Genomic DNA, 26,066 nt, shown 5'->3' with positions numbered 1-26,066 from the left:
AGGCGGGTAACGGGACGGCGAGCGGAGACGACGTGACCTTGCCCCCGTCACACCGCTTCTCCCGGGGTGTCGGGCTTATCGATCGAATGGCGAAACTTCGGATATTTGATGTATGAGGCGTTGTAATGGTTTCACAGTATAAGTTGAGCTTAGGAGCTTTTATGAGTTTCTTTGGGGCTTTCGGCTCGGTGCGGCGGCGTACCTGATGGACCGCTACCGCCTGCACCCGGCACTGCAGCGCGCCTACCTGCGGGGCCGGGCGCTCGACGAGTACCAGAGCGAACCGTTCGGGTCGCTGGGCAGGGCGGACTCGTACATGGACAGCGGCCAGCGGGGCAACCCGGCCGCCCTGCTGGCAACGGGGGAGCAACGATGAAGATCGGCATCCTGGCGTATCACTTTCCACCGGAACCGGCTTTCATCCCGGGCAGCCTCGCGGAGGAACTGGCCCGTCGTGGGCACGAAGTCCGGGTACTGACCGGATTTCCGGACTATCCGGGCGGGCACACCTACCCGGGCTGGCGTCAGCGTTGGCGCCACGAGACCCGCAGCGAGCGGCTGACCGTGCGGCGGGTGCCCCGCTACGTTGGCCGCAGCGGCCAGGTACGCGGCCGGTGGTCCGGCCCCCGCTCCTTCGCGGGCAGCGTGTCGCTGGTCGGCCGGCGGTTTTTCGCCGGTGTCGACGCCCTCTACGTGCACCAGCCGCCGGCCACCGCCTTCGCCGCCGCCCGCCTGCTGCGCGCGCTTCGACGGGTGCCGGCGGTCGTGCACGTCCAGGACGTGTGGACGGGCCCGGAGCCAGCGGCCGGCGAGCCCGATCGGTGGACCGGTCGGCTCGCCAGGGCGATGGCCGCCACCTACCGCCGCGCCGACCGGGTCGCGGTCGCGGCCCCCTCGCTGCGGGACCTCGTCGTGACCGAGGGGGCCGACCCGGGGCGGGTCGAGGTGGTGCTCAACTGGACCGACGAGCGGATCTTCCAGCCGGCTCCGCCGAGCCCGGCCGCCGGTCAACTGATCCGTCGCGACGACCGCTGCGTGGTCATGCACGCCGGCACCATCGGCGCCCGACAAGGGCTGGAAACAGCGGTACGGGCGGCGGCGGCCCTCGACCAGCGGATGGATCTGGTGCTGGTCGGGTCGGGCGAGCAGGAGCGGCGGGTGCGGGGGCTCGCCGCCGAGCTGGGCGCCGACAACGTGCGGTTCGTCGACCGGCGCTCACCGTTGGAGATGCCGGAGCTGTACGCCGCCGCCGACTACCAGTTGGTCATGCTTCGGGACCGGCCCGAACTATGCAGCACCCTGCCCGGCAAGTTGCCCACGGCCCTGTCCTGCGGGGCACCGGTGATCGCCTCGGCCGGTGGCGACACCGCCGAGGTGGTGGAGAGGGCCCGGGCCGGACTGTCGTGTCCGCCGGAGGAGTGGGACGCCCTCGCCGACCGGTTCTGGTTGGCCACCACCATCCCGCCGGCCGCCCGTGCCGAGATGGGGCGGCGGGGTCGGGAGGCGTACCTGCGGCAGATGTCGATGCCCGCCGGAGTGGAACGGATCGAAAGCCTGCTGGACGAGGCCGTCAGCGCACGCCGACAGTGAGGGCGACGCGTGCCACCAGCGGTGCGGCTGGTGGCGTTGGCGAGCCGGGTGGGTGTGTGGCAGCGGTGCCGGGTAGCCAGGAGTGGCGCCGGCCGGGGCGGGTAGTCGCCGCCCATGCCGACAATCGAGGACAAGAAGCGCCTGGTCCGCCGGCTCGCCGGCGGCGGACGCGGCTTTGCTGAGCAGTACGGTTTCCGCACCACCAACAACCCGTCGAGCCTCTTCCAGCTGCTCTGCCTCGCCGTGTTGTTGTCCCGCCGCGGCGACGCCCGGCGAGCGATTGCGGTGGCCCGCGCCCTGCAGGTCAATGGCTGGGACAGTGCCGCCCGGCTGGCCCGCTCCACGCCCGCCGAGCGGGTCGGGCTGCTGCGCGACTGCGGTTTCCGCGCGGAAACCGAGCAGACCGCCGACACCCTCGGGAAGCTGGCGCAGGAGGTCGTTGACCGGTACCGGGGCGACCTGCGCCGGTTGCGGGTGGTCGCCGCCCGTGATGCCGACCGGGAACGTGCCCTGCTCACCGAGCTGCCCGGGGTGGACGATACGGCGGTTGTCCTGTTTCTCCGCGAGGTGCAGGCACTCTGGGCGGAGGTGCCGCCGGTCGCCGATCGGCGGGCGCTGGCCGCGGCCCGCCGCCTGGGCCTCGGGCGTTCCGCCGGCGACCTGGCCGGACTGGCGGGTAGCGGCCGGTCCGAGCGGCTGGCCTGGCTGGTGGGCGCGCTCGCCCGGGTTGACCTGGAGCAGCGATACCCGGAGGTGATCGGTCAGGCCGTACCGGCGCGGTGAGTGGGCAGACCCTTCCGGCTGCCGGCAACCGGCGGTTTCCGGGCGGCGCGGGTGGGTATCCGGTCGGCCGGACCGAAGGGACAGCATGGATTATCACACCTTTGTTGACCAGGTCGGGCAGCGGACGGGCACCTCTACCGCACAGGCGGTGGAGCTGACCCGGGCGGTCCTGGCGACCCTTGCCGAGCGGCTGACCGGCGGGGAAGTGCTGGACCTGGCCGTACAGCTGCCGACGCAACTGCAGGTGGTGCTGAAGCCGGGGCCCGAGAACGAGGCAGCGCAGCGGCTCGCGGCGGCGGAGTTTGTCACCCGGGTGGCAGCCCGCGCCCACGTTGACGAAGCGACTGCGCACGGGGTCATCCGAGCGGTCTTCAGCACGCTGCGGGAGGCGATCAGCGGTGGTGAGTTCGACGATGTCGCGGTGCAGCTGCCCCGCGACTACCGGGAACTGGTGGAGCCGGCGCTGGCGCCGGGTTCGGCGCTGCGCCGGCCTTGATCCGCTGTGCTGACCCCGCACCCTCGGTGGCTAGGCGACGGCGCCCGCGGCATGCAGATCGGCGACGCGGTCAGCTCCGAAGCCCGCCTCGGCCAGCAGTTCGTCCGTGTGTTCGCCGGGGTGCGGCGGTGGACGGTGCAGGGCGGTGGGGGTACCGGAGAAGCGGGGTGCGGGCGCCGGCTGGGTCACCCCGTGGTGCTCCACAAAGGTGTCCCGTGCCGCCAGGTGCGGGTGCGCTGGTGCCTCCGCCCAATCCAGAACCGGGGCTACGCAGGCGTCCGAGCCGGTGAACAGCGCCGCCCACTCGTCCCGGGTCCGGGTACGGAACAACCGTGCCCACGCCTCCCGCAACGCCGGCCAGTTCGCCGGGTCGGTGCGGTCCAGCGCGGTGTCGCCGGGCAGCGGAAAGCCGGTGCGTTGGACCAGTTCGTCGTAGAACCGGGGCTCCAGCGCGCCCACCGCCAGGTGCTTTCCGTCGGCGCACTCGTAGCTGTCGTAGAACGGTGCGCCCCCGTCGAGCAGGTTCACCCCGCGTGGGTCCTGCCACCTGCCGAGGCGGCGTAGGCCGTGGATCTGGGTGCTGAGCACCGAGACGCCGTCCACGATGGCGGCGTCCACCACCTGGCCGGTGGCGCCGCCGCGTACGGCGTACAGGGCGCTGATCAGGCCGAGGGCGAGTAGCATCCCACCGCCACCGAAGTCGCCGAGCAGGTTCAGCGGCGGCACCGGACGCTCGCCGGCCCGCCCGATCCCGTGTAGCGCCCCGGTCAGGGCCAGGTAGGTGATGTCGTGCCCGGCTTCCGGTGTGGCGGGACCGTGCTGCCCCCAGCCGGTCATCCGCCCGTACACGAGGTGCGGGTTCACCGCGTGGCAGTCCGCCGGGCCGAGACCAAGTCGCTCGGTCACGCCGGGCCGGAAGCCCTCGATCAGCACGTCCGCGCCGGCGGTCAGCGCGAGCGCCACGTCGCGGCCGGAGGGTGACTTCAGGTCCACGCCGATTGATCGCCGTCCCCGGTTCAGCAGATCGGGGTGCGGGGTGCCGAAAGCGGTCTGGTCCACGTCGGCCGCGCGGTCCACCCGGATCACCTCGGCGCCCAGATCGGCCAGCATCATTGCGGCGAATGGCCCCGGCCCAATGCCGGCCAGCTCGATTGCCCGCACCCCGGCTAGGGGGCCGGCCGGTACGTTGTCGGTCATCGGGCCACGATAAGCGCCGATGGGTTCGGGTGGTAGGGGGCTGGCTGCGCTGGTTGGAGCTGAGTGCCGTTGCCGGGGTGCCGTGTGGCAGCTTGGACCCGGACTGCCCTACCCTTGGTCGCGACGAGGGGAGTACTTCCCGTGAGCCATTCCGGTCAGTACGGCGGGCCCCGGAGCCTGCCTCGGATGGTTGCCCACGAAAGTGGGTGAAGGAGACCTCGAGCATGACATCGTGTTCGAGGAGGCTCCATGACCGATTTGTACATTTCTGTCGAGCTGCAGTCGGTCGGTACGCCGACGCTGTGGGGCGTCACCATCGCCGGTATCGTGGTGCTGCTGGTGCTCGACTTTCTGATCACCCGACGGCCGCACGAGGTTTCGCTCCGGGAGGCGCTGGCCTGGTCGGCGTTCTACCTCGCGCTGCCGCTGGCGTTCGGCGCCTGGCTCTGGTCCCGCTACGGCTCGCAGCAGGGCGTCGAATACCTGACCGGCTACCTGGTGGAGAAGTCCCTCTCGGTAGACAACCTCTTCGTCTTCATGCTGCTGCTGGCCGCGTTCGCGGTGCCCCCGGTGCTCGCCCAGCGGGTCCTGCTGTTCGGGATCACCGGTGCCCTGGTGCTGCGCGCGGTGTTCATCGCACTCGGCGCGGCTGCTCTGCAGACGCTCGACTTCGCCTTCCTGCTCTTCGCCCTCATCCTGCTCGCCACCGCGGCGAAGCTGCTGCGCGACGCGATCTCCGGCCAGGAGCAGGAGGTCGACATCAACGGGATGCGCTCGGTACGGCTCCTGCGCAGGTTCATGCCGGTCACCCAGAACTATCAGGGTACGAAGATGGTCGTACGCCTGGCTGGCAGGCGAACCCTCACCCCGCTGGCCCTGGTGGTCGTCGCGGTGCTCGCCACCGATGTGGTCTTCGCCGTCGATTCGGTGCCCGCCGTGTACGGCATCACCGAAGATCCGTACCTGGTCTTCGCCACCAACGCCTTCGCGCTGCTCGGGCTGCGGGCACTCTACTTCGTCCTGCATGCCGCGCTCAGCCGGCTGGTTCACCTCAACTACGGACTCGCGGTCATCCTCGCGTTCATCGGAGTGAAGTTGGGCCTGCACTGGGCGCACGGGGTCTGGCCGGGGGTGCCGCAGATTCCGACCCTGGCATCCCTCGCAGTGATTCTCGTTGTCCTCGTGGCGGTCACGCTCACCAGCCTGTACGCGACCCGTACCAGCAGGTCGGGTGCCAGCACCGTAGGCCGGGGCCACATCTGACCGAGGGCGTTCACCATCGGTGCGCGGTGCCGCCGGGCACCCCCGGAAGGTTTGTCCAGCCCTGCCCGGGGAACGGCGGTGGAATGACGAAGCCTCGGGTGGTGATCGTAGGGGCCGGTTTCGCTGGGTACCACGCGGCAAAGACACTCAGCCGGCTGGCCAGGGACCAGGCCGAGATCGTGCTGCTGAACACGACCGACTACTTCCTGTACCTGCCGCTGCTACCAGAGGTCGCCGCCGGTGTCGTTGAGCCGTCCCGGATCTCGGTGCCGCTGGCGGGAACTCTCGACGGGGTCCGCCTCGTGGTCGGCGAAGCCGACCATGTTGACCTGCGGAACCGTTGGGTCGGTTTCACCCAGCCGGAGGGGGAGCGGAACCGCCTCGCGTACGACCGGCTGGTGCTGGCCGTCGGTAGCGTCAATAAGCTGCTGCCGATCCCCGGGGTCACCGAGTACGCGCACGGCTTCCGTGGCCTGCCAGAGGCGCTCTACCTCCACGACCACGTGGTGCGACAGGTTGAGCTCGCGGAACAAGCCACCGACCCGGCCGAACAACGGGCGCGGGCCACCTTCGTGGTGGTGGGAGCCGGCTACACCGGCACCGAGGTGGCCGCCCATGGGCAGCTGTTCACCGACCGGCTCGTCGGGCAACGGTCTCGGCTGAAGCTTCGGCCCCGGTGGATGCTGCTCGACGTGGCGCCGCGGGTGCTACCCGAGCTGGACCGGCGGATGTCCGACACCGCCCATCGGGTCCTGGAGGAGCGGGGAGTGGATGTGCGGATGGGAACCTCGGTTGCGGTCGCGACCGCCGACGGGGTCAAGCTGACCGACGGGGAGTTCATCCACACCTGCTCCCTCATCTGGTGTGTCGGGGTCCGCCCCGATCCGTTCGTCGAGCAGCTCGGTCTGCGGACCGAGAAGGGCCGTCTGGTGACCGATGAGTACCTCAACGTGCCGGGCTTTCCGGAGGTGTACGCCTGCGGCGACGCCGCGGCCGTGCCCGACCTGGCCCAGCCCGGGCAGGTCTGCGCGATGACCGCCCAGCATGCCCAGCGGCAGGGCAAGCTGGTCGCCCGCAACATCGCCGCCTCGTACGGGCAGGGCACCCGCAAGCCGTACCAGCACCATGACCTGGGCTGGGTGGTTGACCTGGGGGGTCGGGATGCGGCGGCGAACCCGTTGAAGGTGCCGCTGGCCGGACTGCCCGCCAAGGTGGTGACCCGGGGATATCACCTGCTAAACCTGCCCGGCAATCGCGCCCGGGTGGGCGCCGATTGGCTGCTGGACGCGGCCCTGCCCCGTCCGGCGGTTCAGTTGAGCCTGGTGCCGGCCCACTCGGTTCCGCTGGAGAGCAACTCCCCCGAGGTGCCCGCCGAGCTGGGATAGGCAGGGGCAGGGAAAGGGCCCGCCAGCACCAGGTGGTGCGACCAGGTTCTGGCGGTGGCCCCTTCCCGCGACCGGGCGCCGGGCTAGCCCGCCATCCCGGCCCCCACCTCGTCGATCGCGTCGTCCACGGCGTGGGCTAGGTCAACGTCTGGTCCGGTCACCTCGGGAGCCCTTCGGGGCCGGGAGGTCGCCACCGTCAACACGGCGGTGGTGCGGTCCGGTTGACCGATCGAGGGTCCGCGTCCGGTCTGCCGTCGGAACTGGTCGAGTCGGTCCAGCACGCGGCCGAGGTTCTCGGTGGGCAGCTCGACCGTCCGGGACAGCCCGTGCCGGTCCCCGGACCAGTACGGGAGGCGGGCCAACTCCGCGCGTAGCTGCCCCTCGTCGAGCGGTGGGGTTGCGGCCGTCGCTCCGATCACGCCGCCGCCGGGCTCGGGCGGGGCGAGTAGGTCCCGCAGCTCCTCCGGGACGTGCAGCGACTCGACCAGGTCCGCATCTCGGTCGGCCAGCGCGGTGAGGGTGGCCGCCGCCTGGTATCGGGCCTGCTCCGGGGTGCGGCCGCTGAGCCGCCCCACCTCGGCGAGGAAGCCGGGTAGGTCGGGGCGGTCCTCGATTCCGTCCACCGGGATGATGTCGTGTAGCCGGCTCGGCACGGCCGCGAGCAGCCGGCCGCGTTCGGCCGCCCCCAGGGTGCGGGCCAGGGTCAGCACTGTCGCCGTCGCGCCCACCTTCGCGGTGGGGAAGTCGACCCCGGACCGCCGGCCGACATCGGTTACCAGATCCTGGTAGCTGATCGTGGTGGCACTGGTGGGGCCACTGTCCGGGATGGGCCGTGAATTTTCCGGGGTACCGACCGGAGGTGGGGCGGGTCCACCGTTGGTGCTGGTCGGTTTGTGGCGTCCCGCCGGCGCGGGTCCATTGCGCCGCCGTTGGTCAAGGCTGGTCAACTGCTTGGTGGCGCCCAGGCTGGCCCCGGTCCCGCTGGGCCGCTGTCCCTGGCTCCGGGCCTGACGGGCGAGCGCCCGGCGGCGTTGGTTGTCGCCCTCCATCTGCTTGCGCATGTGACAACTCCTCCACTGCGGTTCCTGCTGTCATCGATGCCTTCCCACCGTCGGCAAGCAGGAAACGGGCCCGGGCCTGGCCGCGGAGCCGACGAGGGATCCTCATCCGGCCGGGGTGATGGTTGCTCACCCGGTTGAGCGGGACGATCGCAGTGGATCGGTGGACTTCCGAGGTATGCGGAAGGGAAGGTCGTGATGAAGCGGATCGTCGAGATCATCCCCGCCCGACCCGGCTGGTACGCACGTTGGCGTCTGGCGCCCGGTGACACCCGGTGCTACCCGGTCAGCCTTTGGGTCCTGCTTGAGGAGAGCGACGGCACGGGCCGGGAGGTGATCGGGGTGGATTGCGTCGGGCAGTGGCCCGGTGCGGACGACAACGAGGCCGGCGGGGAGTTTATCCGCTACCTCTTCCAGACTCCGGATTCGGGCGCGCCGGGGGATGCCGAGCCAGCAACGGTGGTGCCGGGGCGGGTAACTGGCCCCGACCTGCGAGCGGTGTAGTGAGGCAGCGGTATCGACGATGGAGAGCGGAGCGGTGCCGCTCCTCCGGCCGTGGCGTCCGGCCAGACCGGTCGGTAGCGGCGACCTGAGGTGTTGGAACTCGCCGAGTCGTTCGAATGTTGAATATTTTTCCCAAATGTCCCCAGCGGTGGCTCCCGGGCACCGAGGATCGACGGTGGGGATAGACGTACCAGCTGTCTGGGGGCGACAGTATGAGGTTCTCCGTCGTAGACGTCGGTTACGACCAGCGGCAGGTCGATTCCTGCCTGGATGAGCTCGGGGTTCGGTTGAGCCGGTTAGCGGCACGCGCGGAGGGGGCCGCGCGGGCCGGGCGGGAGTGGGACGAGATTCGTGAGGAGGCGGCGGGTCTCTGTGGGGTGCTCCAGCGGCTCGACCTTGGCGCGGCGGCGCGGCGACCCGTTGGCCCACCCGACCGGGAAGCGGCTGAGCGGGAGGTGACCGATTTGCTGCTCCGGGCGCGACTGGAATTCGACTCCGCCCGGGAGGAGGCTCGACGGGTGCGCGAGCAGGCCTATACCGAGGCGGTGCAGGCCCGCCGGGAGCTTGAGGCGGCGTTGCACGCTCGACGGTGCCGGGCGGTCCGGGTTGACGAGATTCTCGGTGGCCCGGCGGAGGCGGTGCCGACCGACACGCCAACCGCCGCCTCCGCCGTGGTGTGGAGCCGAGCCGCCCACTGAGGACGATTCGCCCGTTGGGGATAGAGTCCCCCGTTGGAGATGGTGCGCCTGCTGGGAATGGTTCGCCCGCTGAGTAGGGCGGGATCCCGTCACACCAGCGCGCGGACGATTGTGGTCGCCCGGGTCTCGTGCTGGGCGTACGCGTCGGGGAAGGCCGATACCTGGACAGACTGGGCCGCCCAGGCGACGCTCATCTCCTGCCAGCCGGGGACCTGCAGGAGTGCCTGGTAAAACGCCTCGGCGGCGTAGGTCGGGGTCATCAGCTCGGCGACGCTACCCCAGCCGGTGCTTGCGCGCTGCTGGAACAGACCGACCGAATCGTGGTCCCAGCCAACCGCCTCGTGCGGGTGGTTCTGTGACTCCGGCACGCCGGCGTTGGCGTAGTTGAGCAGGGTGCTCTCCTGCATCGCGGTGGCGATGGCGACGATCAAACCACGATGCGGGATGCTCATCTCGGTCCCAGTATCGACGATTGTCTTCGCGTTGTCCATCTGGGTCTGGGTCAGCCCGGCGACCGGTTGGGGCGGTGCCGGCTCGCTGAAGGTGGTCTCCTGCGCAGTCGCAGTGGGGGTGGCGGTTTCGGTCGGGGTGGCGGTTTCGGTCGGGCTGGGGCTGGTCGAGGGTGCGTCGTCTCGAAGGAGGGAGCGCGCGGCGCGCTCCGCCGCGTTGCCTCGTTCCGCTGCCGCCTCGCCGACCGCGGCTTGCTCCGGCTGCTCGGGAGTCTGCCGCGTCCCGACGAAGGCGGCTGCGCCGAGGCAGCAGGTGAGGCCGGCGGCGAGCGCGACCCGGGTCGGGGTTGACGCGAGCAGGGTGCGTAGTCCACGGCTGGAGGTGCGGACGGGTTGGGTCGTCCGTTCGGTGGAGATTTCATCGGTCGACTGGGTAGCCGACCCGTGCTGGGTTGTCTTCTCGGTGAAGGCGTCGTTGGGGTGCATCCGCCGAGGCTAGAAAGCAGATCGCTCGCTGCCATCGGTCCGATCAGTGGGGTGCGTCACTAATTGCCGCACAGTTCGGATGGGGTGGGTGAGGCCCGAGGGAAGCCGCACAAACCTCAGTTATCGCTAATATCGGAAATGGGCGTTTAGTGGGGCTGGAAAGGCCGCAATTTTCTGATCTTGCCGGGTAGGCGGCTCCATGACTAGCCCCTCCTCCGAACAGCTGGCGGCAGCTCCGGCGTTCGGTTGTTCAGCGGTCGGTCGGAGTGCTGACCCGATAGCTTTCCGGTTCGCCGTGGGCTTGGCTCAGTGCCGGCCGTTGTCGGTCAGCGCCACCGTCAGATGATGCCGGCTCGCGTCCTCGGTGGAGAAGGGCCAGAGTCGGTCAGCGTGCTCCACCAGGTCAGCCAGCTGTTGGCGGGTCAGTCCGGCCGACGAGATGGAGGCGTTCACGTCGGCCCGGTACCGGCCGTCGTCGTCGCGGCCGAGCTTCGCCTCGGCCCGCACCTGGACCGTGTGTGCCTCGTCGGTGATCTCACCGGCCGCTTCCACCGCGGCATGGTGCAGGCAGGAGGCGAAGGCCGCAGCGAGTAGCTGCGACGGGCTCAGCCCGGTGCAGTGCGGAGCCAGTGGGGATGCCAGGGCGGTGGAGAGCCCACCATCCTCGGTGCGGACGTGCCCGCCCTCCGCCGTGGCGGTGGCTGTCTCGTTCAGCCAGGAGCTGTGCTGGGACATCGTGTTCCTCCCGTCACTCACCCCGGGCTACCCGGCGTCCGGCCGGCGAAACCGTGCTCCGGGCACGGAAGAGCAGTTCCGGGGAGCGGGGCGGCTGGGCCCGTCGTTTCGTTCCGGCCCCTGCCGGGAGCGTCCGAGTAGCCTGCACAGCGGAGGCACAGGAAGCGCACAACCGCCCTACAGCGGGAGCATCCAGGATGAGGGCCATGATGACCAACGAGCAGGTGGGACCAGCCCGGGTTGACCTCCGCCGCCCCGACGGCCAGCCCGTGCGGGTCCTGGTCGTTGACGACGAATCCACCCTGTCTGACCTGCTGTCGATGGCGCTGCGCTACGAGGGTTGGCAGGTGCGTACCGCCGGCAATGGGATGGCGGCGCTGAGCACGGCCCGTCAGTTCCAGCCGGACGCGGTGGTGCTCGACGTGATGCTGCCCGACCTGGACGGCTTCGCGGTGCTGCGTCGCCTACGCGAGGTGGCTCCGACCGTGCCGGTGCTCTTCCTGACCGCGCGGGACGCGGTTGAGGACCGGGTCGCCGGCCTCACCGTCGGCGGCGATGACTACGTGACCAAGCCGTTCAGTCTGGAGGAGGTGATCGCCCGCCTGCGAGCGCTGCTGCGCCGCTCCGGCTTCGCGATCGCCGCCCGGCAGGAGGCGGTGCTCACCGTCGGCGACCTCTCCCTCGACGAGGACAGCCACGAGGTGAGCCGGGGCGGAAAGTTGATCACATTGACCGCCACCGAGTTCGAGTTGCTGCGTTATCTCATGCGCAACCCGCGCCGGGTGCTCAGCAAGGCGCAGATCCTGGACCGCGTCTGGAACTACGACTTCGGAGGTCAGGCCAACGTGGTCGAGCTGTACATCTCGTACCTGCGCAAGAAGATCGACGTCGGCCGCGCGCCGATGATCCACACCCTGCGCGGGGCGGGCTATGTGCTCAAGCCCGCCGACTGAAGGGGTGGGTTGGCGGCGGTGGGTGGCCGGTCGGTCGCTGCGGACCCGGCTGGTGGTCATCCTGGTCTCCCTGCTGGCCGCGGTTAGCGTCGGCATCGGTGGGATCACCACCGTCGCGTTACGGGACTTCCTGACCAGCCGAATCGACCGGCAACTCCGGGCCGATGCCGGACCACAGAGCTTTCCCCCTCCCGAGCAGCGGCGCGAGTGGCAGGACCTGAAGATCCCGGTCGGAATGGGAGTGGGGTCGGTCATCGCGGACCTGCAGGATGGCCGGGTCACCGAGGCCCGCATCCAGACCGAGGTCCGGGAGGACGGTGGGAAGAGCATCGCGTCCGAGGCGGTGGCGGCGTTGGGTGGCCTGGTGCCGGGCGCCGAGCCGCGCACGGTGGATCTGGATCAGGGGGAGTACCGGGCCATCGCCAAGCAGTGGCCGGACGGCCGGGTGACCGCGTTCGCCCTCCCCCTCGCCGAGGTGCAGGAGACGGTGATGTGGATGGTCGTCGCGCAGGCCGGCATCGCGGGCACCGGGCTCATCGTCGCCGGCACCACCGGCGCGCTGATGGTCCGGCGCACCCTGCGCCCGCTGCGGCGGGTCGCCGCCACGGCCACCCAGGTCAGCGAATTGCCGCTGGACCGGGGCGCGGTGACGCTGCCGGTGCGGGTGCCGGGCGCCGACACCGACACCCGCACCGAGGTGGGCCAGGTCGGTGCCGCGCTCAACCGAATGCTCGGGCACGTCGCCGCCGCGCTCGCCGCGCGGCAGGCCAGCGAGACACGGGTGCGTCAGTTCGTCGCCGACGCGAGCCACGAGCTGCGTACCCCGCTGGCGGCCATCCGGGGGTACGCGGAGGTGGCCCGGCGAGGCCGGGACCAGGTGCCGCCCGACGTGGCGCACGCCCTGCGCCGCGTCGAGTCCGAGAGCACCCGGATGACCGGCCTGGTGGAGGATCTGTTGCTGCTCGCCCGGCTCGACTCGGGCCGCCCGCTCGCGGTCGCGGCGGTGGACCTCTCCGTGCTGGTCGTGGACGCCGTCAGTGACGCGCACGTCGCCGGATCCGAGCACCGCTGGCAGTTGGACCTGCCCGAGCAGCAGATCGCCGTGCCCGGTGACGCGGCCCGGCTGCACCAGGTGGTGGCCAACCTCCTGACCAACGCCCGGGTACACACGCCGGCCGGTACCACTGTCACCACCAGCCTCGCTGTTGAGCCCGACGCGGCGGTGCTCCGGGTCGCCGACGACGGCCCCGGCATACCGGCGGAGCTACAACCAGAGGTCTTCGAGCGCTTCGCGCGCGCGGACAGCTCGCGGTCCCGGTCGCAGGGCAGTACCGGGCTGGGGCTCGCCATCGTCGCCGCGGTGGTCGACGCCCACCATGGAACCGTCTCGGTGCGCAGCCGGCCCGGTCGCACCGTGTTCACCGTGCGACTGCCGAATTCCACAGCGGAGACATAGCGGACCCATGGGGGCCGTGCAGCCCGGACGGCCAGGCTTCCCGCCATGGACAGAACCGAGACGACCTACGGGTCCCGTGCCGCCCCGTCGGCAGGCTTCGCCCGGACACCGCGGGTAGAACCGGAGGCGGCGCCGACCTCCACGCCACGTCGGTCGGCCCGCTGGGCCCGCCCCTGCCTCGGCGGGCTACTGCTCGGTGCCGCCGGGCTCTACCTGTGGGGGCTCGACGTCTCCGGCTGGGCGAACGCCTACTACGCGGCGGCGGCACAGGCCGGCGCGCAGAACTGGACCGCCTTCTTCTACGGCTCGTTCGATGCCGCCAACTCCATCACCGTTGACAAGACGCCCGCCGCGCTGTGGCTGATGGCGCTCTCGGTGCGGCTGTTCGGCCTGAACAGCTGGGCGGTGCTGCTGCCGCAGGCACTGTGCGGGGTGGCCGCGGTCGCGGTGCTCTACGCCGCGGTCCGGCGTTGGCACGGCCCGGCCGCCGGGTTGATCGCTGGCGCGGTCCTCGCCGTCACGCCGGTGGCCACGCTGATGTTCCGGTTCAACAACCCGGACGCGTTGCTGGTGCTGCTGCTGGTCGCCGCCGCCTACGCCACCGTACGGGCGGTCGAGACGGCCGCCACTCGATGGCTCGTACTCGCCGGCCTGCTGGTCGGGTTCGGCTTCCTCACGAAGATGCTGCAGGCGTTTTTGGTGGTACCGGTGCTCGCCGGGGTCTACGTGCTGGCAGCGCCGACCGGGCTCGGCCGGCGGATCCGCCAGACCCTGCTGGCCGGCCTCGCGGTCGTGCTGTCGGCGGGGTGGTGGGTGGCCATCGTCGAGTTGGTCCCTTCCAGTGCTCGCCCGTATGTCGGCGGCTCGCAGACCAACAGTGTCCTCGAGCTGGCCCTTGGCTACAACGGGCTCGGTCGCATCACCGGCCGCGAGGAGGGCAGTGTGGGGCGGCCCGGCGGAGGGGGCTTCGGTGCCGGGACCGGCCTGCTGCGCATGTTCGACGACCAGGTTGGCGGGCAGATCGCCTGGCTGTTGCCCGCCGCGTTGATCCTGCTGGCCGCCGGTCTGCTGGTGGCCGGTCGGGCTCCGCGAACCGACCGGACCCGCGCCGGGCTGCTGCTCTGGGGCGGCTGGTTGCTGGTCACCGGGGCGATCTTCAGCTTCATGTCCGGGATCTTCCACGAGTACTACACGGTGGCCCTGGCACCGGCGGTCGGTGCCCTGGTCGGGATCGGTGTCACGCTCCTGTGGCGGGTGCGGTCCGCGCCGCCCGGCGCTGCCTGGCGCCGGCGGTCGCACGCCGCCACCGCCATCCTGGCCGGGACACTGGCCGGCACCGCGGGATGGTCCTGGCTGCTGCTGGCCCGTAGCCCGGACTGGTATCCGGGGTTGCGTACCACGGTTCTGGTGGGTGGCCTCGCGGCAGCGGCGCTGTTGGTGCTCTCTGCTCGGCTGCCCCGATCAGTTGGGGCGGCGGGGCTTGCGCTGGGCGTCGCGGCGGCCCTCGCCGGGCCGGTGGCCTACTCGCTACACGCCGCCGCGACGGCGCACAACGGCGGGGTTCCCACCGCGGGACCGGAGCTGACTCGCGCGGTCGGCGCCCGGTCTGACGGCGCCGGGGATGGCCCCGGTGCCGCCGGTGGCCAGCCTCCCGGGACCGGGCAGCTGCCGCAGGGGCCGGATCGGCAACCCGGCACGGCGCTCGACAACCGCCAACCCGGTCAGCCCGCTCAGCCCGGTGGGTCTGGTGGGCCGAGTGGGTCGGGCCAACCCGGTCAACCCGGTGGGCCAAACCAGCTCGGCCAGCCGGGCGGTGCCGGCGGGCTGCTGGGTGCCCGAGTTCCCAGTGCGCAACTGCGCGAGCTCCTTGAGCTCGACAGCGACAGCTACGCCTGGGTCGCGGCCACGGTGGGTGCGAACAACGCTGCCGGCTACCAGCTGGCCACCGGCGATCCGGTGCTGCCCGTGGGTGGTTTCAACGGCACCGATCCCTCCCCGACCGTCGCCGAGTTCCAGCGGTACGTCACTGCCGGAGAGATCCATTGGTTCATCGGCGGGGGTGGCTTCCGGGGCGCCAACGGCGGCAGCTCCGCCTCCTCCGAGATCGCCACCTGGGTGGCGGAGACGTTCGAGGCGCGAACCGTGGACGGAATCACCATCTACGACCTGAGCAGGGAGGGAGCGGAAGCATGATCGATACAACCGAAGTCCGTGCTACCGAGTGGATCCAGCCGGTCGCCACGGCGCCCATCCTGGACGTGGTGATTCCCGTCTACAACGAGGAGACCGACCTCGGGCCGTGCGTGCGGCGGCTGCACGCACACCTACGCGCGAATGTCCCGTATCCGTTCCGGATCACGATCGCGGACAACGCCAGCGTTGACGGCACGCTGGACGTAGCCCGGTCGCTCGCCGCCGACCTGGCCGGTGTCGAGGTGCTACATCTGGCGGCCAAGGGGCGTGGGCGGGCGCTTCGGGCCGCCTGGTCGGCCTCACCCGCGCCGGTGCTCGTCTACATGGATGTGGACTTGTCTACTGATCTGGCGGCGCTGCTGCCGCTGGTCGCGCCGCTCATTTCCGGCCACTCGGACCTGGCCATCGGCACCCGGCTTGCCCGTACCTCACGGGTGGTCCGGGGTACGAAACGGGAGGTGATCTCGCGGGGGTACAACCTATTGCTGCGGGGCACCCTCGCCGTTCGATTCTCCGATGCCCAGTGCGGCTTCAAGGCGATCCGGGCTGACGTGGCGGCGCAGCTGCTGCCGTTGGTCCGAGACACCGGGTGGTTTTTCGACACCGAGTTGCTGGTGCTGGCCCAGCGGGCTGGCCTACGCATCCACGAGGTTCCGGTGGACTGGGTGGATGATCCGGACAGTCGGGTGGATGTGTTGGTGACCGCGCTGGCCGACCTGCGTGGCATCGGCCGGCTGGGAGGGGCCCTGTTCACCGGCGCGCTGCCGCTGCGGCAGCTGCGTGAGCGGTTCGGACGGACCCCACTCGCGGCCCCACCGGCACGAGTGCCGGTGGGGCTGCCCCGACAGCTGGGCCGGTTCGCCCTGGTCGGGGTGGCCAGCACGGTGGCCTATCTGCTGTTGTACGTCGCCACCCGCGGCGTCCTGGGCGCCCAACCGGCGAACCTGTTGTCGCTGCTGGTCACCGCGGTAGCCAACACCGCGGCGAATCGGCGACTGACCTTCGGGATCACCGGTCGGTGGCACGCCGGTCGGCACCACCTGCAAGGCCTGGTGGTCTTCGGGCTCGGCCTGGCGCTGACCAGTGGTTCGCTCGCGTTGCTACCCGCCGTGGTGGCGGCTCCGACGCGGGCGATGGAGTTGGCGGTGCTGGTCGTCGCGAACCTGGCCGCCACGGTGTTGCGGTTCGTGCTGCTCCGCTATTCCATGCACCACCGGCGGGGTGGCTGAAGGTTGGGGCTGAATCGCCACCAAATCAGAATGCTGGCGTGGTTATGACCCGCATTGCGGCCTGCATGCGCGTACTGTGTCCGAATACATCCTCAGCGTATTGGAGCACCTCCCGGTGCGCCCGGATTGGTGGGCCGAGGGGCGAGATCGGAAGGAGTAGCCAGTGGATCATCTGGCCTACCTGGACGCGGGATCGGGCAGCCTGATCGTGCAGGCGGTGGTTGGCGGGGCAGCGGGTGTCGCGGTCGCCGGCAAGCTCTACTGGCGACGCTTGGTGGACCGGTTCCGCAAGCAGCCCACCGACCGGAACTGACCGGCATGGCATCTGCGTATCCCGACCTGCGGGCCGAGCCAGCGTCCTTCCGGGACCCCGCGAATCGGGTCTTCCACCGCGGCGACGACGTGCTGCGTGGGTTGGACGAGCGGGCCGCCACCGACTGGCGGGCCCTCGCCGGCAGCGACTTCTTCGCGGCACTGCTTGCTGAGGGTAAGGTCTGCGATACCGTGGAGACCGGCCCGGCCCCGCCGGGCTGGTCCGCGGTGCTCCGGCACGAACGCATCCCATTCGTCTCCCACCCGTACGAATGGTCCCACGGCATGCTGCGGGACGCCGCCCTGCTGCACCTGGACATCCTCCAGGCGGCTCTGCCGGAGGGCTTCACCACCAAGGACGGCTCGGCGTACAACCTGCAGTGGCGTGGCGCGGAGCCGGTCTTCATCGATATCGGCTCGTTCACCCCGATTCGAGACGGCGAACCCTGGGCCGGCTACCGCCAGTTCTGCCAGACCCTGCTCTACCCGTTGCTCCTCAGTGCCCACCTGGGGCTGGACTTCCAGCCGCTGCTGCGGGCCCAGGTTGACGGCATCGAGGCGGACCAGATTCGTCGTCTGTTCACCGGCCGTCGCCGGTTCCGCCCCGGCGTGCTCACCCACGTCCACCTGCACGACGCGATGCAGCGACGCAACGCCCGATCCAGTACGGCCGACGTCCGCAACCAGCTGCGCGAGGCCGGCTACTCCCGTGACCTCGCCGTCGCCACGGTACGCGGTCTGCAACGCCTCGTCCGCCGGCTGGACCGGTCGCCGCCCGCCAGCCACTGGATTGACTACCAGCGCACCTGCGGGTACACCACCGAGGACCGGGCCGCCAAGGAGCGCTTCGTCGCCGCTTCGCTGACTGCCGGGCCCCCGACCCGGCTGGCGCTCGACCTCGGGACCAACGATGGCCGGTACGCCCGCCTGGCCGCGCGTCACGCCGAGTACGTTGTCGCCGTCGAACAGGATCCGGGCGTGGTTGACCGGCTGTACCGGGAGCTGCGGGCCGAGGGGGAGCAGCGGATCCTGCCGTTGGTGATGGATCTGGCCGACCCGTCACCCGGCGGCGGCTGGCGGGGGATCGAGCGGGCCTCCTTCGGTGATCGGGCGCGGGCTGATGTCGTCCTCGCCCTGGCGGTGGTGCACCACCTCGCGGTGGGGCGGAACGTCCCGCTGCCGGAGGTGGTCGCGTGGTTGGCCGGTTTCGGTCGGCCCGGCACCCGGCTGGTGGTGGAGTTCGTGCACCCGGAGGATCCGATGGCCCGTCGGCTGCTGGCCAACAAACCACAGGACACCTTCCCCCACTACCACCGGGACGAGTTCGAGCGGCTACTCGCTGCCCGTGGTCACCTTGAGGAACGCCTTCGGCTGCCCTCGGGTAGCCGGACCCTCTACCGGGTGGTCCTGAGTGGCTGACCCGGACGTCGCGCCCACACCGGATCGACCCGAGGACGTTGACGGCGCCGCTGATCGACGAGCCGGCGCAGCGGGGGACCCCGACGGTGCGCCGCGGCGGGGCTGGAGAGCGGAGGGGGTCCGGCTGCTCGAGCTCGCCGCCCTGCTCGGGCTCGCGGTTACTCAGCCGTTGTTGGATGTGCTCGGCCAGAGCCCGGACTTCTTCCTCTTCCACCGGGCCAGCCGTGGCGAGATCGTACAACTGGTCGTGTTGGTTGCGGTCGTGCCGACCCTCGCGGTCGGCGCGCTCGCGGCGACGTCGCGGCTCGCCGGCCATGCCACCCGGGAGTGGACCCAGACGCTGCTCGTGGGGGTACTGCTCACCGCGCTGGCCGTACAGGTTGGACGGCACACCACACCTTTGCGGGGCGTACTGCTGTTGCTGCTGGCGGTGGTCCTCGCGGCGGCGGCGACGGTGGCCTACCGGCGGTGGCGGGCCCCGGCCCGCGTGCTTCGGGTCGCGGCGCTCGGGCCAGTGGTCTTCGTCGCGCTGTTCCTGCTCGTGTCGCCCACTTCGGCGGTGGTGTTGCCGCGCTGGGACGGCGGCACCGTCGGGCTGGCACGCGCTGGTGGCCACCCGCCGGTGGTTCTCCTGGTCTTGGACGAGCTGCCCCTGGTCTCCCTGCTCGACCCGGACGGGCAGGTCGACGCGGACCGGTTCCCGCACTTCGCGGAGCTGGCCGCCGGCTCCACCTGGTACCGGAACGCGACCGGGGTCAGCGGTTGGACGCCGTACGCGTTGCCGGCGATGTTGACCGGCCGCTATCCGGCCACCGGGGCGGCTCCCCACTATTCGCACCACCCGGACAACCTGTTCACCGCCTTCGGCGGCCTTTACGACGTCCGCGCTGAGGAGAGTATCGCCCGCCTCTGCCCGCCCAGCCGCTGTGAGACGCCGCTGGGTCGGGAGCGGGGGATGGGGGTACTGGCTCGGGAGAGCGCGAAGTTGCTGGCCCGAATATCCGCGCCAACAGAGAGCCGGGTTGACCCGGCGGACTCCTACCGGGAGCAGACCGCCGCTGAGGCTGGCCTCGACGCGGCCGAGCCGATCCCGGAGGATCCGACGTTTCGCTGGGACCGGTTGAGCGACAACCAACCGGCGCGGTTCAGTAGCTTCCTCGCCGGGCTCCGGCCGTCTGACCGGCCCACCCTGCACTTCCTGCACCTGCTGATGCCGCATTCGCCATGGGCGTATCTGCCCTCGGGGGCGCGCTATGCGGCGCCGGAGGACTTCCCGAACGACGGGGAGGGTTGGGCGGAGTTGGCCCGTCAGCGCCACCTGGCCCAGCTCGGCTACACCGACCGGCTGATCGGCGAGACCCTGCGGACGCTGCGCGCCACCGGACTCTACGACGACGCCCTGCTGGTGGTCACCGCCGACCACGGGGTGAGCTTCACCGAGGGAGCGCCGGGGCGGGGGATGGGCGCGATCGAGGTCGCCGCCGACGAGGTGGCCTGGGTGCCGCTGTTTGTCAAGTATCCCGGGCAACGCGTCGGCCGGGTCGACGACCGGGACTGGCAGCATGTCGATCTGCTGCCCACCCTCGCCGACGAGGCGGCGATCCGGCTGCCCTGGGCGGTGGACGGTTTGTCGGCGCGGGAGGCGCCCCGGGCGCAGGCGAGTAAGGTCTTCTATGACCGGCCCGCCCAGCCGATCCCGATCGGCGGGGGCGTACCCACCGTCGTGCCGCCTGCCGCGCCGCATCCGCTGATCGGCAGTACGGTGCCGGATCAGCCGACGGCGGGGGCGGCCCAGGTCGAGAACCTGGCTGCCTTCCGGGAGGTGGATCCGGACCAGGGCCTGCTACCCGCGTTGGTCTGGGGTGACCTGCCCGACGAGGTCCCCGATGGCACCCCGCTGGCGGTGGCCATCAACGACCGGGTCGCCGTCGTGGTTCCGGTGGTTGGCCGGGACGAGGGCGGGCGCCGGTTCGCCGCCCTGATCGATGATGATCGGTTTTTTCAGCCGGGAACCAACCAGCTTGATCTCTTCCTCGTCGCCCCCGATGGCACGCTGACCCGGCTCGCGCTCTCCTGACCCTGGTCGCTGGTCGCTGGTCGCTGGTCGCTGGTCGCTGGTCGCTGGCCGCTGGTCGCTGGTCGCTGGCCGGTGGCCGCGGCCGCGTTCTGCTGGCTGCGGTCGCCAGCGTTTGGCTGGTCCAGCCTGCTCCGTCCGGCCGGTCGCAGGCTGTTTATTGTGTTCTGCGGCGATTTTCGCCGATATTTACCGTCCGGTGGTGTCGTTCCGTCCTGTCCTGCCTCGGCTGACTCCTCGGCCTGGGGTGGTAGACCCGGTCGGCGTTTCCTGGGCCGGTCGGCCGGGAAATGGGTGACGCATCCCTCACCGGCGAACCACCGCGGGCGGTGTCCTGGGAAGCACGAATACGGTAAAGCGAAGGAAATTCAACGAAGAAGATCTGTCGGCGAAGCGAGGACGCACATGACGGAAGTCAAGCTCGATCACCCCGGTGGGCAACTGTCGATGCCGGTGAACGCGGCGATCGAGGGTCCCGCCGGCATCGGGGTCAGCCAGCTGCTCAAGCAGACCGGGATGACGACCTATGATCCTGGCTTCGTGAACACCGCCGCCTGCTCGTCCGCGATCACCTACATCGACGGCGACGCGGGGATCCTGCGTTACCGTGGTTACCCGATTGAGCAGCTGGCGGAGAAGTCCTCCTTCCTGGAGGTCTCGTACCTGTTGGCCTATGGTGAGCTGCCCACCCCGCAGCAGCTGACCGAGTTCACCGAGCGGATCCGGCGGCACTCGTTGCTGCACGAGGAGATGCGTCGGTTCTTCGACGGCTTCCCCCGGGATGCGCACCCGATGGCGGTGCTCTCCTCGGCCGTCAGCGCCATCTCCACCTTCTACCAGGACAGCCTCGATCCGTTCGACGACGAGCATGTGGAGATGTCGACGGTCCGGCTGATGGCGAAGGTGCCGACCATCGCCTCGTACGCCTACAAGAAGTCGATCGGGCAGCCGCTGCTGTACCCGGAGAACTCCCTGGGCTACGTGGAGAACTTCCTCCGGATGACCTTCGGCGTGCCGGCCGAGCCGTACGAGGTCGACCCGGTGATGGCTCGGGTGCTGGACATGCTGTTCATCCTGCACGCCGACCACGAGCAGAACTGCTCCACCTCGACCGTACGGCTGGTGGGTTCCAGCAACGCCAACCTCTTCGCCTCGGTCTCGGCCGGTGTGAACGCGCTGTTCGGTCCGTTGCACGGCGGTGCGAACCAGTCCGTGTTGGAGATGCTGGAGACGATCCAGGCCGACGGCGGCGATGTCCGTTCCTTCGTGCGGCGGGTCAAGGACCGGCAGGCCGGCACGAAGCTGATGGGCTTCGGCCACCGGGTCTACAAGAACTACGACCCGCGGGCCGCCATCGTGAAGAAGGCCGCCCAGGACGTGCTCGGTCGGATGTCCATCTCAGACCCGATGCTGGACCTCGCGATGGAGCTGGAGGAGATCGCGCTCGCCGACGACTTCTTCGTCTCCCGCCGGCTCTACCCGAACGTGGACTTCTACACCGGCCTGATCTACAAGGCCATGGGCTTCCCGACGAAGATGTTCACGGTGCTGTTCGCCCTGGGGCGGCTCCCCGGCTGGATCGCCCAGTGGCGTGAGATGATCAAGGACCCGGAGACGAAGATCGGCCGGCCGCGGCAGGTCTACACCGGTGCCGCCCAGCGCGACTACGTCAGCCTCGAGCAGCGCTGAGCGGAGCGAACTCTCGCTAACTCACCCAGCCGGCAGTCGTTGACCCCTGGTTGGTACCGATGACTGCCGGCTGTCTGCGGGTGTCGGGCATACCCGACACCCGCGGATTCGGCGGAGGGCCCAGCGGAGGTGCTGCCCGTACTGGCGTGACTGCCCGGCTACGTGTGCTAATCGGGCTCTCCTGCTGGTTTCGTGGGTGGCGTTGGTTGATCATCGGCCGTCCGCACCGGCGGGCCGCCTTCTTGCGCGGCCGTACCGACACGGCCACGTACTCTCCTCAGTAGAGCCCAACGGCTGCTTGGTCTCGCTCCACTTCCCGCCCCGGCGGAGGTGACATCCGCTGGCAGGACGGCGGGGGTCAGCCCCTGCGGCAGCACGAAAGCTGCTGGTGGCGTACCTCTTCGGCCGCCGCTACGGCCGTACTTGAGTAACCACGCCGGTGGCCGACGCTGACCGTTGCCGTGCGGCCTCGTACAACACCACGGTCGCCGCGGCGGCGGCGTTCAGGGAGCTGGCGGCGCCGGTGATCGGGATCCGGACCGTACGGTCGCAGGACTGCCGCCAGGCCGTGCTGAGTCCGCGCGTCTCGTTCCCCACCGCGATGATTTTTGGGCCGGTGAGGTCGTGCGTGGCGATCTCCACCGCGCCGCCTTCGTCAGTGCCGACGATCTCGATGGGGATGCGCGTAGCGCGCAGCGAGTCGGCCCAGTCCAGCACCGAACGATGGCTCGGCACGCGGACCGTGGGCACGGTGAACATCGAACCAGTGCTCGCGCGCACGGCCTTGGGGTCGTAGGGGTCGGCCGCGTGCCCGGTGATGACCACGCCGGCGGCTCCGAACGCGTCCGCGGAGCGCACCAGCGAACCGATGTTGCCGGGAGCGGTCGGTCGGTCGAAGGCCAGCACCAGCATGTTGGCCGAGTGGGGTATGCGCTGCAGTCGGTCCTCGGGGAGCCCTACCACCGCGAGTAACTCCGGTGGCTCCTCGTCCTTGCCCCCGAGCTCACCCAACAGCTCCGGTGACACCGCGACCGGGCTGGCCCCGCTGATCCGGTCCAGCAGGTCTCGACTCCATCGGGAGAGGCTCTGCCCGGCGGGATACAGCAGTGCCCGGACCTGCCAACCGTGCTCGACGGCGAGGGTGATGGGCCGGACCCCCTGGACCAGGAACTCCCCCGCGCGCTGGCGTTTGGTGCGATTGGTCAGCAGGGCCTGCCACTGCTGGAAGGTCGCGTTCCGGGTGCTGACCCTGATTGTTCTCGCCACGTGTTCAGTGCCTCCTTGCTGCGCCTACCGCTGGCCGGCAGTGCCCGGCGGTAAGGCGGGGTGCTGCGACAGTGCAGCGGTCGTGATCTCTGCCGGCCAAGGCTGAAGCGCGTCGGGCCGTTCAGGTGTGGTTGGTCATCGGCGCCGCGGGGACGGATTCGTCCGCTGCGATCGAGGCGGTGAACCTGGTCAGGAGCCGGGCCAGGTCGCGTCGGTCCTGGACCGTCCAGTCGGCGAGGAGGCGTTCATAGAGCGTGTGCCGGGCCCGGTGCGTCTGTTCGAGCGCGGCGGCCCCCTGGTCGGTGATCTCCAGGCAGCTCCGGCGGCCGTCGTGCTGGGCGGCGAGCCGGCGTAGGTAGCCGTTCTGGATGGTCGCCGCCACCACTCGGCTGGCCCGGGACGGGTCGATGCCGAGCCGTTCGGCCACCACGCCAACCGTGACGCCCTCCTGCGTCTCGTCGGGCCCTTCCGCGACAGCGTCGACCGCAGCAATCTGGTTCAGGTCGACCTGTGGCTCGTCTTTTGTGGCGATCTGGCCCAGTACTCGTTGGGTCTGCCGGCGACGAATTTTGATCATGGCCCGTTCGATAGCGACCAGTACCGGGTCGGGTTCCTCGACTGCCGGCCGGGGGATCGGTTCGGTCGCTGACATCTCCACACCTTACTACTTTCGCGGCTGCGGGTAGCAAGTCTCTGCTCTTTGCAGCTAGTTGCTTGAAGCATACTTTTGACCCGGGCGGTCAACGACGGAAGGAAGCTTGATGGAGACCGGAACTCATTCCCAGCCCGTACCGGAGCCCGCGAGGAACCGTGGGCGGCGGCTCTGGGCGGTGGCCGGAATCGTCCTCGTCAACCTTGTCATCTGGACCATCGCGGTCCTGGTCCTGGGCGTTGAGCTCCAGGCCACCAGTGGTCCGGGCAGCACCGAACTGGAGGCGGTCCCACTCGGCGCCGTCGTCTTCATGTCCCTGTTCACGTCGCTGGCGGGCTGGGCCCTCCTGGCGGTACTGGAGCGACTCACCCGAGCGGCTCGTACGGCCTGGACGGTGATCGCCCTGAGTGTATTGGTCATCTCCTACGGCGGCCCGCTGCTCGGCACCGGCATTCCCACCGGCTCCCGGATCACCCTGGCGCTGATGCACACCACTGTCGCGGCGGTCCTCATTCCCGTGTTGCGCCGCACCTCTCCGACCCGTTGACCTCGCCGTGTCCCCACCTCTCGCGGTCAGCTGCGGCCGGCGCCGACAGTCGCATCGCCGGTAATCCGCATCGACCGGCGGGTCAGGGAATGGGCCACTCGTGGGCAGGTCGGTTGCTGTGCATCAGGTCCACGTAGTGGCGGAGCACCTCGCGCAGCGCCTCGGGCCGGCCCAGGCGGTCGGCGGACTCCAGCCGGTTCAGGGTGGCGACCTGCCAGCTCGCCCCGTTTCGGCCGGTGAGGCAGCGCTGCTCGATGATGCCGAGCAGCCGATCCCGCTCGGTTGGGTCCATTCCCCAGCGGTCCAGCCCGTGGTGGGCCAGCGGCAGTAGCCGGCGGAGCACCAACTCGGTGACCGGTAGGTAGCCGAGGCCCGGCCAGAAGACCTGCGCGTCGATGCCGTGTCGGGCGCAGGTGGTGAAGTTCTCCTCGGCGGCGTTGAATGACATCTGCGACCACAGCGGTCGGTCGCTCTCGGCCAGCGCGCGGACGAGGCCGAAGAAGAACGCCCCGTTGGCGATGGTGTCCACCACGGTGGGTCCGGCCGGTAGCACCCGGTTCTCCAGCCGCAGCCGCGGCCGGCCCGCCAGGACGTCATATCTCGGCCGGTTCCACCGGTAGATGGTGCCGTTGTGCAGGCGTAGCTCGCCCAGTTGCGGCACGGCACCAGTCGCGATCGCCTCGACTGGGTCCTCCGGGTCGCAGACGGGCAGCAGCGCGGGGAAGTAGCGGACGTTTTCGTCGAAGAGGTCGAAGACGGTGCTGATCCAGCGTTCCCCGAACCACACCCGGGGGCGGACGCCCTGTGCCTTGATCTCCTCCGCGCGAGTGTCGGTCGCCTGTTCGAACAGCGGGATTCGCGTCTCCCGCCACAGTTCCCGGCCGAAGAGCAGCGGTGCGTTGGCACCAAGCGCCACCTGGACGCCGGCAATCGCCTGCGCCGCGTTCCAGTAGTCGCCGAACTGGGCGGGGCTGACCTGGAGGTGGAACTGAGCGCTGGTGCAGGCCGCCTCTGGAGTGATGGTGTCCGCGGTGGTCGTCAGTCGCTCCACGCCGTTGATGACGATTCGCAGATCTTCGCCCCGAGCGGCGAAGATCTGCTCGTTGAGTAGTTCGTAGCGGGGGTTCGCGGAGAGCGCGGCCGAGGTGAGGTGTTCCGACCGGAGCGTTGGCAAGATGCCGATCATGACGAGACGGGCGCCGGTGGTGTGGGCCTGGGTGTCGGCGGCGTTGAGTCGCTCCCGCAGCGTCTGCTCGAACTCCAATATCCCGGTGCCGGCGAGCCGCAGCGGAGTTACGTTGATCTCCAGGTTGAACTGACCCAGCTCGGTCTGGAAGTCCGGGTCGGCTACCGCGGCCAGCACGGCGGCGTTGCGCATCGTGGGCCGCGACTCGTCGTCGATCAGGTTGAGCTCGATCTCCAGCCCGGTCGTCGGCCGATCCACGTCGAACCGGGAGTCCGGTAGCAGCTCGGCGAAGACCCGGAGGCAGCGGCGGAGCTTTTCGCGATATCGGGCTCGATCCGCACGGTCGAAGGTCCGCACGCTACCGATTTCGCCCATGGTTACCGCCCTGTCACCGCTGGTCCCCCTGACATTCGCACAGTGCGTCCAATAGCGGTAGACCTGTTGGT

General features: G+C 70.1%; 24 protein-coding genes. 17 read left to right on the top strand and 7 right to left on the bottom strand.

Annotated features, from left to right (window positions below; genetic code table 11):
• The first annotated feature begins 205 nt into the window (after positions 1–205).
• The 4 genes from T398_RS11435 to T398_RS11420 all read left to right on the top strand — a co-directional run bounded on the left by T398_RS11435 (position 206) and on the right by T398_RS11420 (position 2,869).
• The gene (locus T398_RS11435) at positions 206–376 is read left to right on the top strand and encodes a hypothetical protein (protein WP_496446489.1); all 171 of its coding nucleotides are present in this window, start codon (positions 206–208) and stop codon (positions 374–376) included.
• Entirely contained in the window at positions 373–1,590 is a 1,218-nt protein-coding gene (locus tag T398_RS11430; protein WP_496446487.1) for a glycosyltransferase family 4 protein, read from the top strand. Before T398_RS11435 ends, T398_RS11430 begins: the two co-directional genes overlap by 4 nt.
• A gap of 114 nt (positions 1,591–1,704) precedes the next feature.
• Positions 1,705–2,373, top strand: a complete 669-nt coding sequence (locus T398_RS11425) for a hypothetical protein (protein ID WP_496446485.1) — start codon at positions 1,705–1,707, stop codon at positions 2,371–2,373.
• 85 nt (positions 2,374–2,458) lie between these two features.
• Positions 2,459–2,869 (top strand): DUF2267 domain-containing protein, encoded by a 411-nt coding sequence (locus tag T398_RS11420; protein WP_496446483.1) that lies wholly within the window; start codon positions 2,459–2,461, stop codon positions 2,867–2,869.
• Positions 2,870–2,899: 30 nt separating this feature from the next.
• Here the strand turns inward: T398_RS11420 and T398_RS11415 are convergent, their stop codons facing one another.
• Positions 2,900–4,066, bottom strand: coding sequence for a CaiB/BaiF CoA transferase family protein (locus T398_RS11415; RefSeq protein WP_496446482.1), 1,167 nt, complete (start codon positions 4,064–4,066; stop codon positions 2,900–2,902).
• 249 nt (positions 4,067–4,315) lie between these two features.
• Between T398_RS11415 and T398_RS11410 the strand changes: the two genes are divergently transcribed.
• Positions 4,316–5,329: a TerC/Alx family metal homeostasis membrane protein gene (locus tag T398_RS11410; protein ID WP_496446481.1), complete on the top strand. Its 1,014-nt coding sequence runs from the start codon at positions 4,316–4,318 to the stop codon at positions 5,327–5,329.
• A gap of 83 nt (positions 5,330–5,412) precedes the next feature.
• Positions 5,413–6,714 (top strand): NAD(P)/FAD-dependent oxidoreductase, encoded by a 1,302-nt coding sequence (locus T398_RS11405; protein ID WP_496446480.1) that lies wholly within the window; start codon positions 5,413–5,415, stop codon positions 6,712–6,714.
• An 83-nt stretch (positions 6,715–6,797) separates the two neighbouring features.
• Here the strand turns inward: T398_RS11405 and T398_RS11400 are convergent, their stop codons facing one another.
• A complete protein-coding gene (locus tag T398_RS11400; RefSeq protein ID WP_496446479.1) occupies positions 6,798–7,775 on the bottom strand; it encodes a hypothetical protein in 978 nt (325 codons plus the stop codon).
• Positions 7,776–7,970: 195 nt separating this feature from the next.
• Here T398_RS11400 and T398_RS11395 point away from each other — a divergent pair, with 195 nt between their 5' ends.
• Positions 7,971–8,276, top strand: coding sequence for a hypothetical protein (locus T398_RS11395; RefSeq protein WP_496446477.1), 306 nt, complete (start codon positions 7,971–7,973; stop codon positions 8,274–8,276).
• 212 nt (positions 8,277–8,488) lie between these two features.
• On the top strand, positions 8,489–8,974 hold the full coding sequence (locus T398_RS11390) for an ATPase (RefSeq protein ID WP_496446476.1): 486 nt from the start codon (positions 8,489–8,491) through the stop codon (positions 8,972–8,974).
• 89 nt (positions 8,975–9,063) lie between these two features.
• On the opposite strand, the gene T398_RS11385 is transcribed toward T398_RS11390, so the two are convergent.
• Positions 9,064–9,909: a hypothetical protein gene (locus tag T398_RS11385; protein ID WP_496446474.1), complete on the bottom strand. Its 846-nt coding sequence runs from the start codon at positions 9,907–9,909 to the stop codon at positions 9,064–9,066.
• A gap of 306 nt (positions 9,910–10,215) precedes the next feature.
• Positions 10,216–10,644, bottom strand: coding sequence for an OsmC family protein (locus tag T398_RS11380; protein ID WP_018219925.1), 429 nt, complete (start codon positions 10,642–10,644; stop codon positions 10,216–10,218).
• A 206-nt stretch (positions 10,645–10,850) separates the two neighbouring features.
• Between T398_RS11380 and T398_RS11375 the strand changes: the two genes are divergently transcribed.
• The 8 genes from T398_RS11375 to T398_RS11340 all read left to right on the top strand — a co-directional run bounded on the left by T398_RS11375 (position 10,851) and on the right by T398_RS11340 (position 21,969).
• Positions 10,851–11,597: a response regulator transcription factor gene (locus tag T398_RS11375; protein WP_018725145.1), complete on the top strand. Its 747-nt coding sequence runs from the start codon at positions 10,851–10,853 to the stop codon at positions 11,595–11,597.
• Positions 11,598–11,619: 22 nt separating this feature from the next.
• On the top strand, positions 11,620–13,053 hold the full coding sequence (locus T398_RS11370; RefSeq protein ID WP_496446630.1) for a sensor histidine kinase: 1,434 nt from the start codon (positions 11,620–11,622) through the stop codon (positions 13,051–13,053).
• Positions 13,054–13,098: 45 nt separating this feature from the next.
• Positions 13,099–15,246 (top strand): ArnT family glycosyltransferase, encoded by a 2,148-nt coding sequence (locus T398_RS11365; protein WP_496446471.1) that lies wholly within the window; start codon positions 13,099–13,101, stop codon positions 15,244–15,246.
• Positions 15,243–16,475, top strand: a complete 1,233-nt coding sequence (locus T398_RS11360; protein WP_496446470.1) for a bifunctional glycosyltransferase family 2/GtrA family protein — start codon at positions 15,243–15,245, stop codon at positions 16,473–16,475. Before T398_RS11365 ends, T398_RS11360 begins: the two co-directional genes overlap by 4 nt.
• Before the next feature lie 163 nt (positions 16,476–16,638).
• The gene (locus tag T398_RS11355; protein WP_018725141.1) at positions 16,639–16,788 is read left to right on the top strand and encodes a hypothetical protein; all 150 of its coding nucleotides are present in this window, start codon (positions 16,639–16,641) and stop codon (positions 16,786–16,788) included.
• Between the two features lie 5 nt (positions 16,789–16,793).
• A complete protein-coding gene (locus tag T398_RS11350; RefSeq protein WP_496446468.1) occupies positions 16,794–18,206 on the top strand; it encodes a class I SAM-dependent methyltransferase in 1,413 nt (470 codons plus the stop codon).
• Positions 18,199–20,283 (top strand): sulfatase-like hydrolase/transferase, encoded by a 2,085-nt coding sequence (locus T398_RS11345; protein ID WP_496446466.1) that lies wholly within the window; start codon positions 18,199–18,201, stop codon positions 20,281–20,283. The genes T398_RS11350 and T398_RS11345 overlap by 8 nt, the downstream gene beginning before the upstream one ends.
• 402 nt (positions 20,284–20,685) lie before the next feature.
• Positions 20,686–21,969: a citrate synthase gene (locus T398_RS11340; RefSeq protein ID WP_496446464.1), complete on the top strand. Its 1,284-nt coding sequence runs from the start codon at positions 20,686–20,688 to the stop codon at positions 21,967–21,969.
• A gap of 411 nt (positions 21,970–22,380) precedes the next feature.
• On the opposite strand, the gene T398_RS11335 is transcribed toward T398_RS11340, so the two are convergent.
• Together T398_RS11335 and T398_RS11330 are read right to left on the bottom strand one after the other, a co-directional pair.
• On the bottom strand, positions 22,381–23,235 hold the full coding sequence (locus tag T398_RS11335; RefSeq protein WP_496446462.1) for a TrmH family RNA methyltransferase: 855 nt from the start codon (positions 23,233–23,235) through the stop codon (positions 22,381–22,383).
• Between the two features lie 121 nt (positions 23,236–23,356).
• Positions 23,357–23,887, bottom strand: coding sequence for a MarR family winged helix-turn-helix transcriptional regulator (locus T398_RS11330; protein WP_496446460.1), 531 nt, complete (start codon positions 23,885–23,887; stop codon positions 23,357–23,359).
• A 109-nt stretch (positions 23,888–23,996) separates the two neighbouring features.
• On the opposite strand from T398_RS11330, the gene T398_RS11325 reads away from it, so the two are divergent.
• Positions 23,997–24,434, top strand: a complete 438-nt coding sequence (locus T398_RS11325) for a DUF6069 family protein (RefSeq protein WP_496446459.1) — start codon at positions 23,997–23,999, stop codon at positions 24,432–24,434.
• Positions 24,435–24,516: 82 nt separating this feature from the next.
• On the opposite strand, the gene T398_RS11320 is transcribed toward T398_RS11325, so the two are convergent.
• Entirely contained in the window at positions 24,517–25,995 is a 1,479-nt protein-coding gene (locus tag T398_RS11320) for a glutamate-cysteine ligase family protein (RefSeq protein WP_496446457.1), read from the bottom strand.
• Positions 25,996–26,066 lie beyond the last annotated feature (71 nt).

It is taken from the genome of Salinispora goodfellowii, from assembly GCF_059570675.1.
Note: the sequence above shows the minus strand (reverse complement) of the source record. Positions and strands in the feature narration are given on the sequence as shown.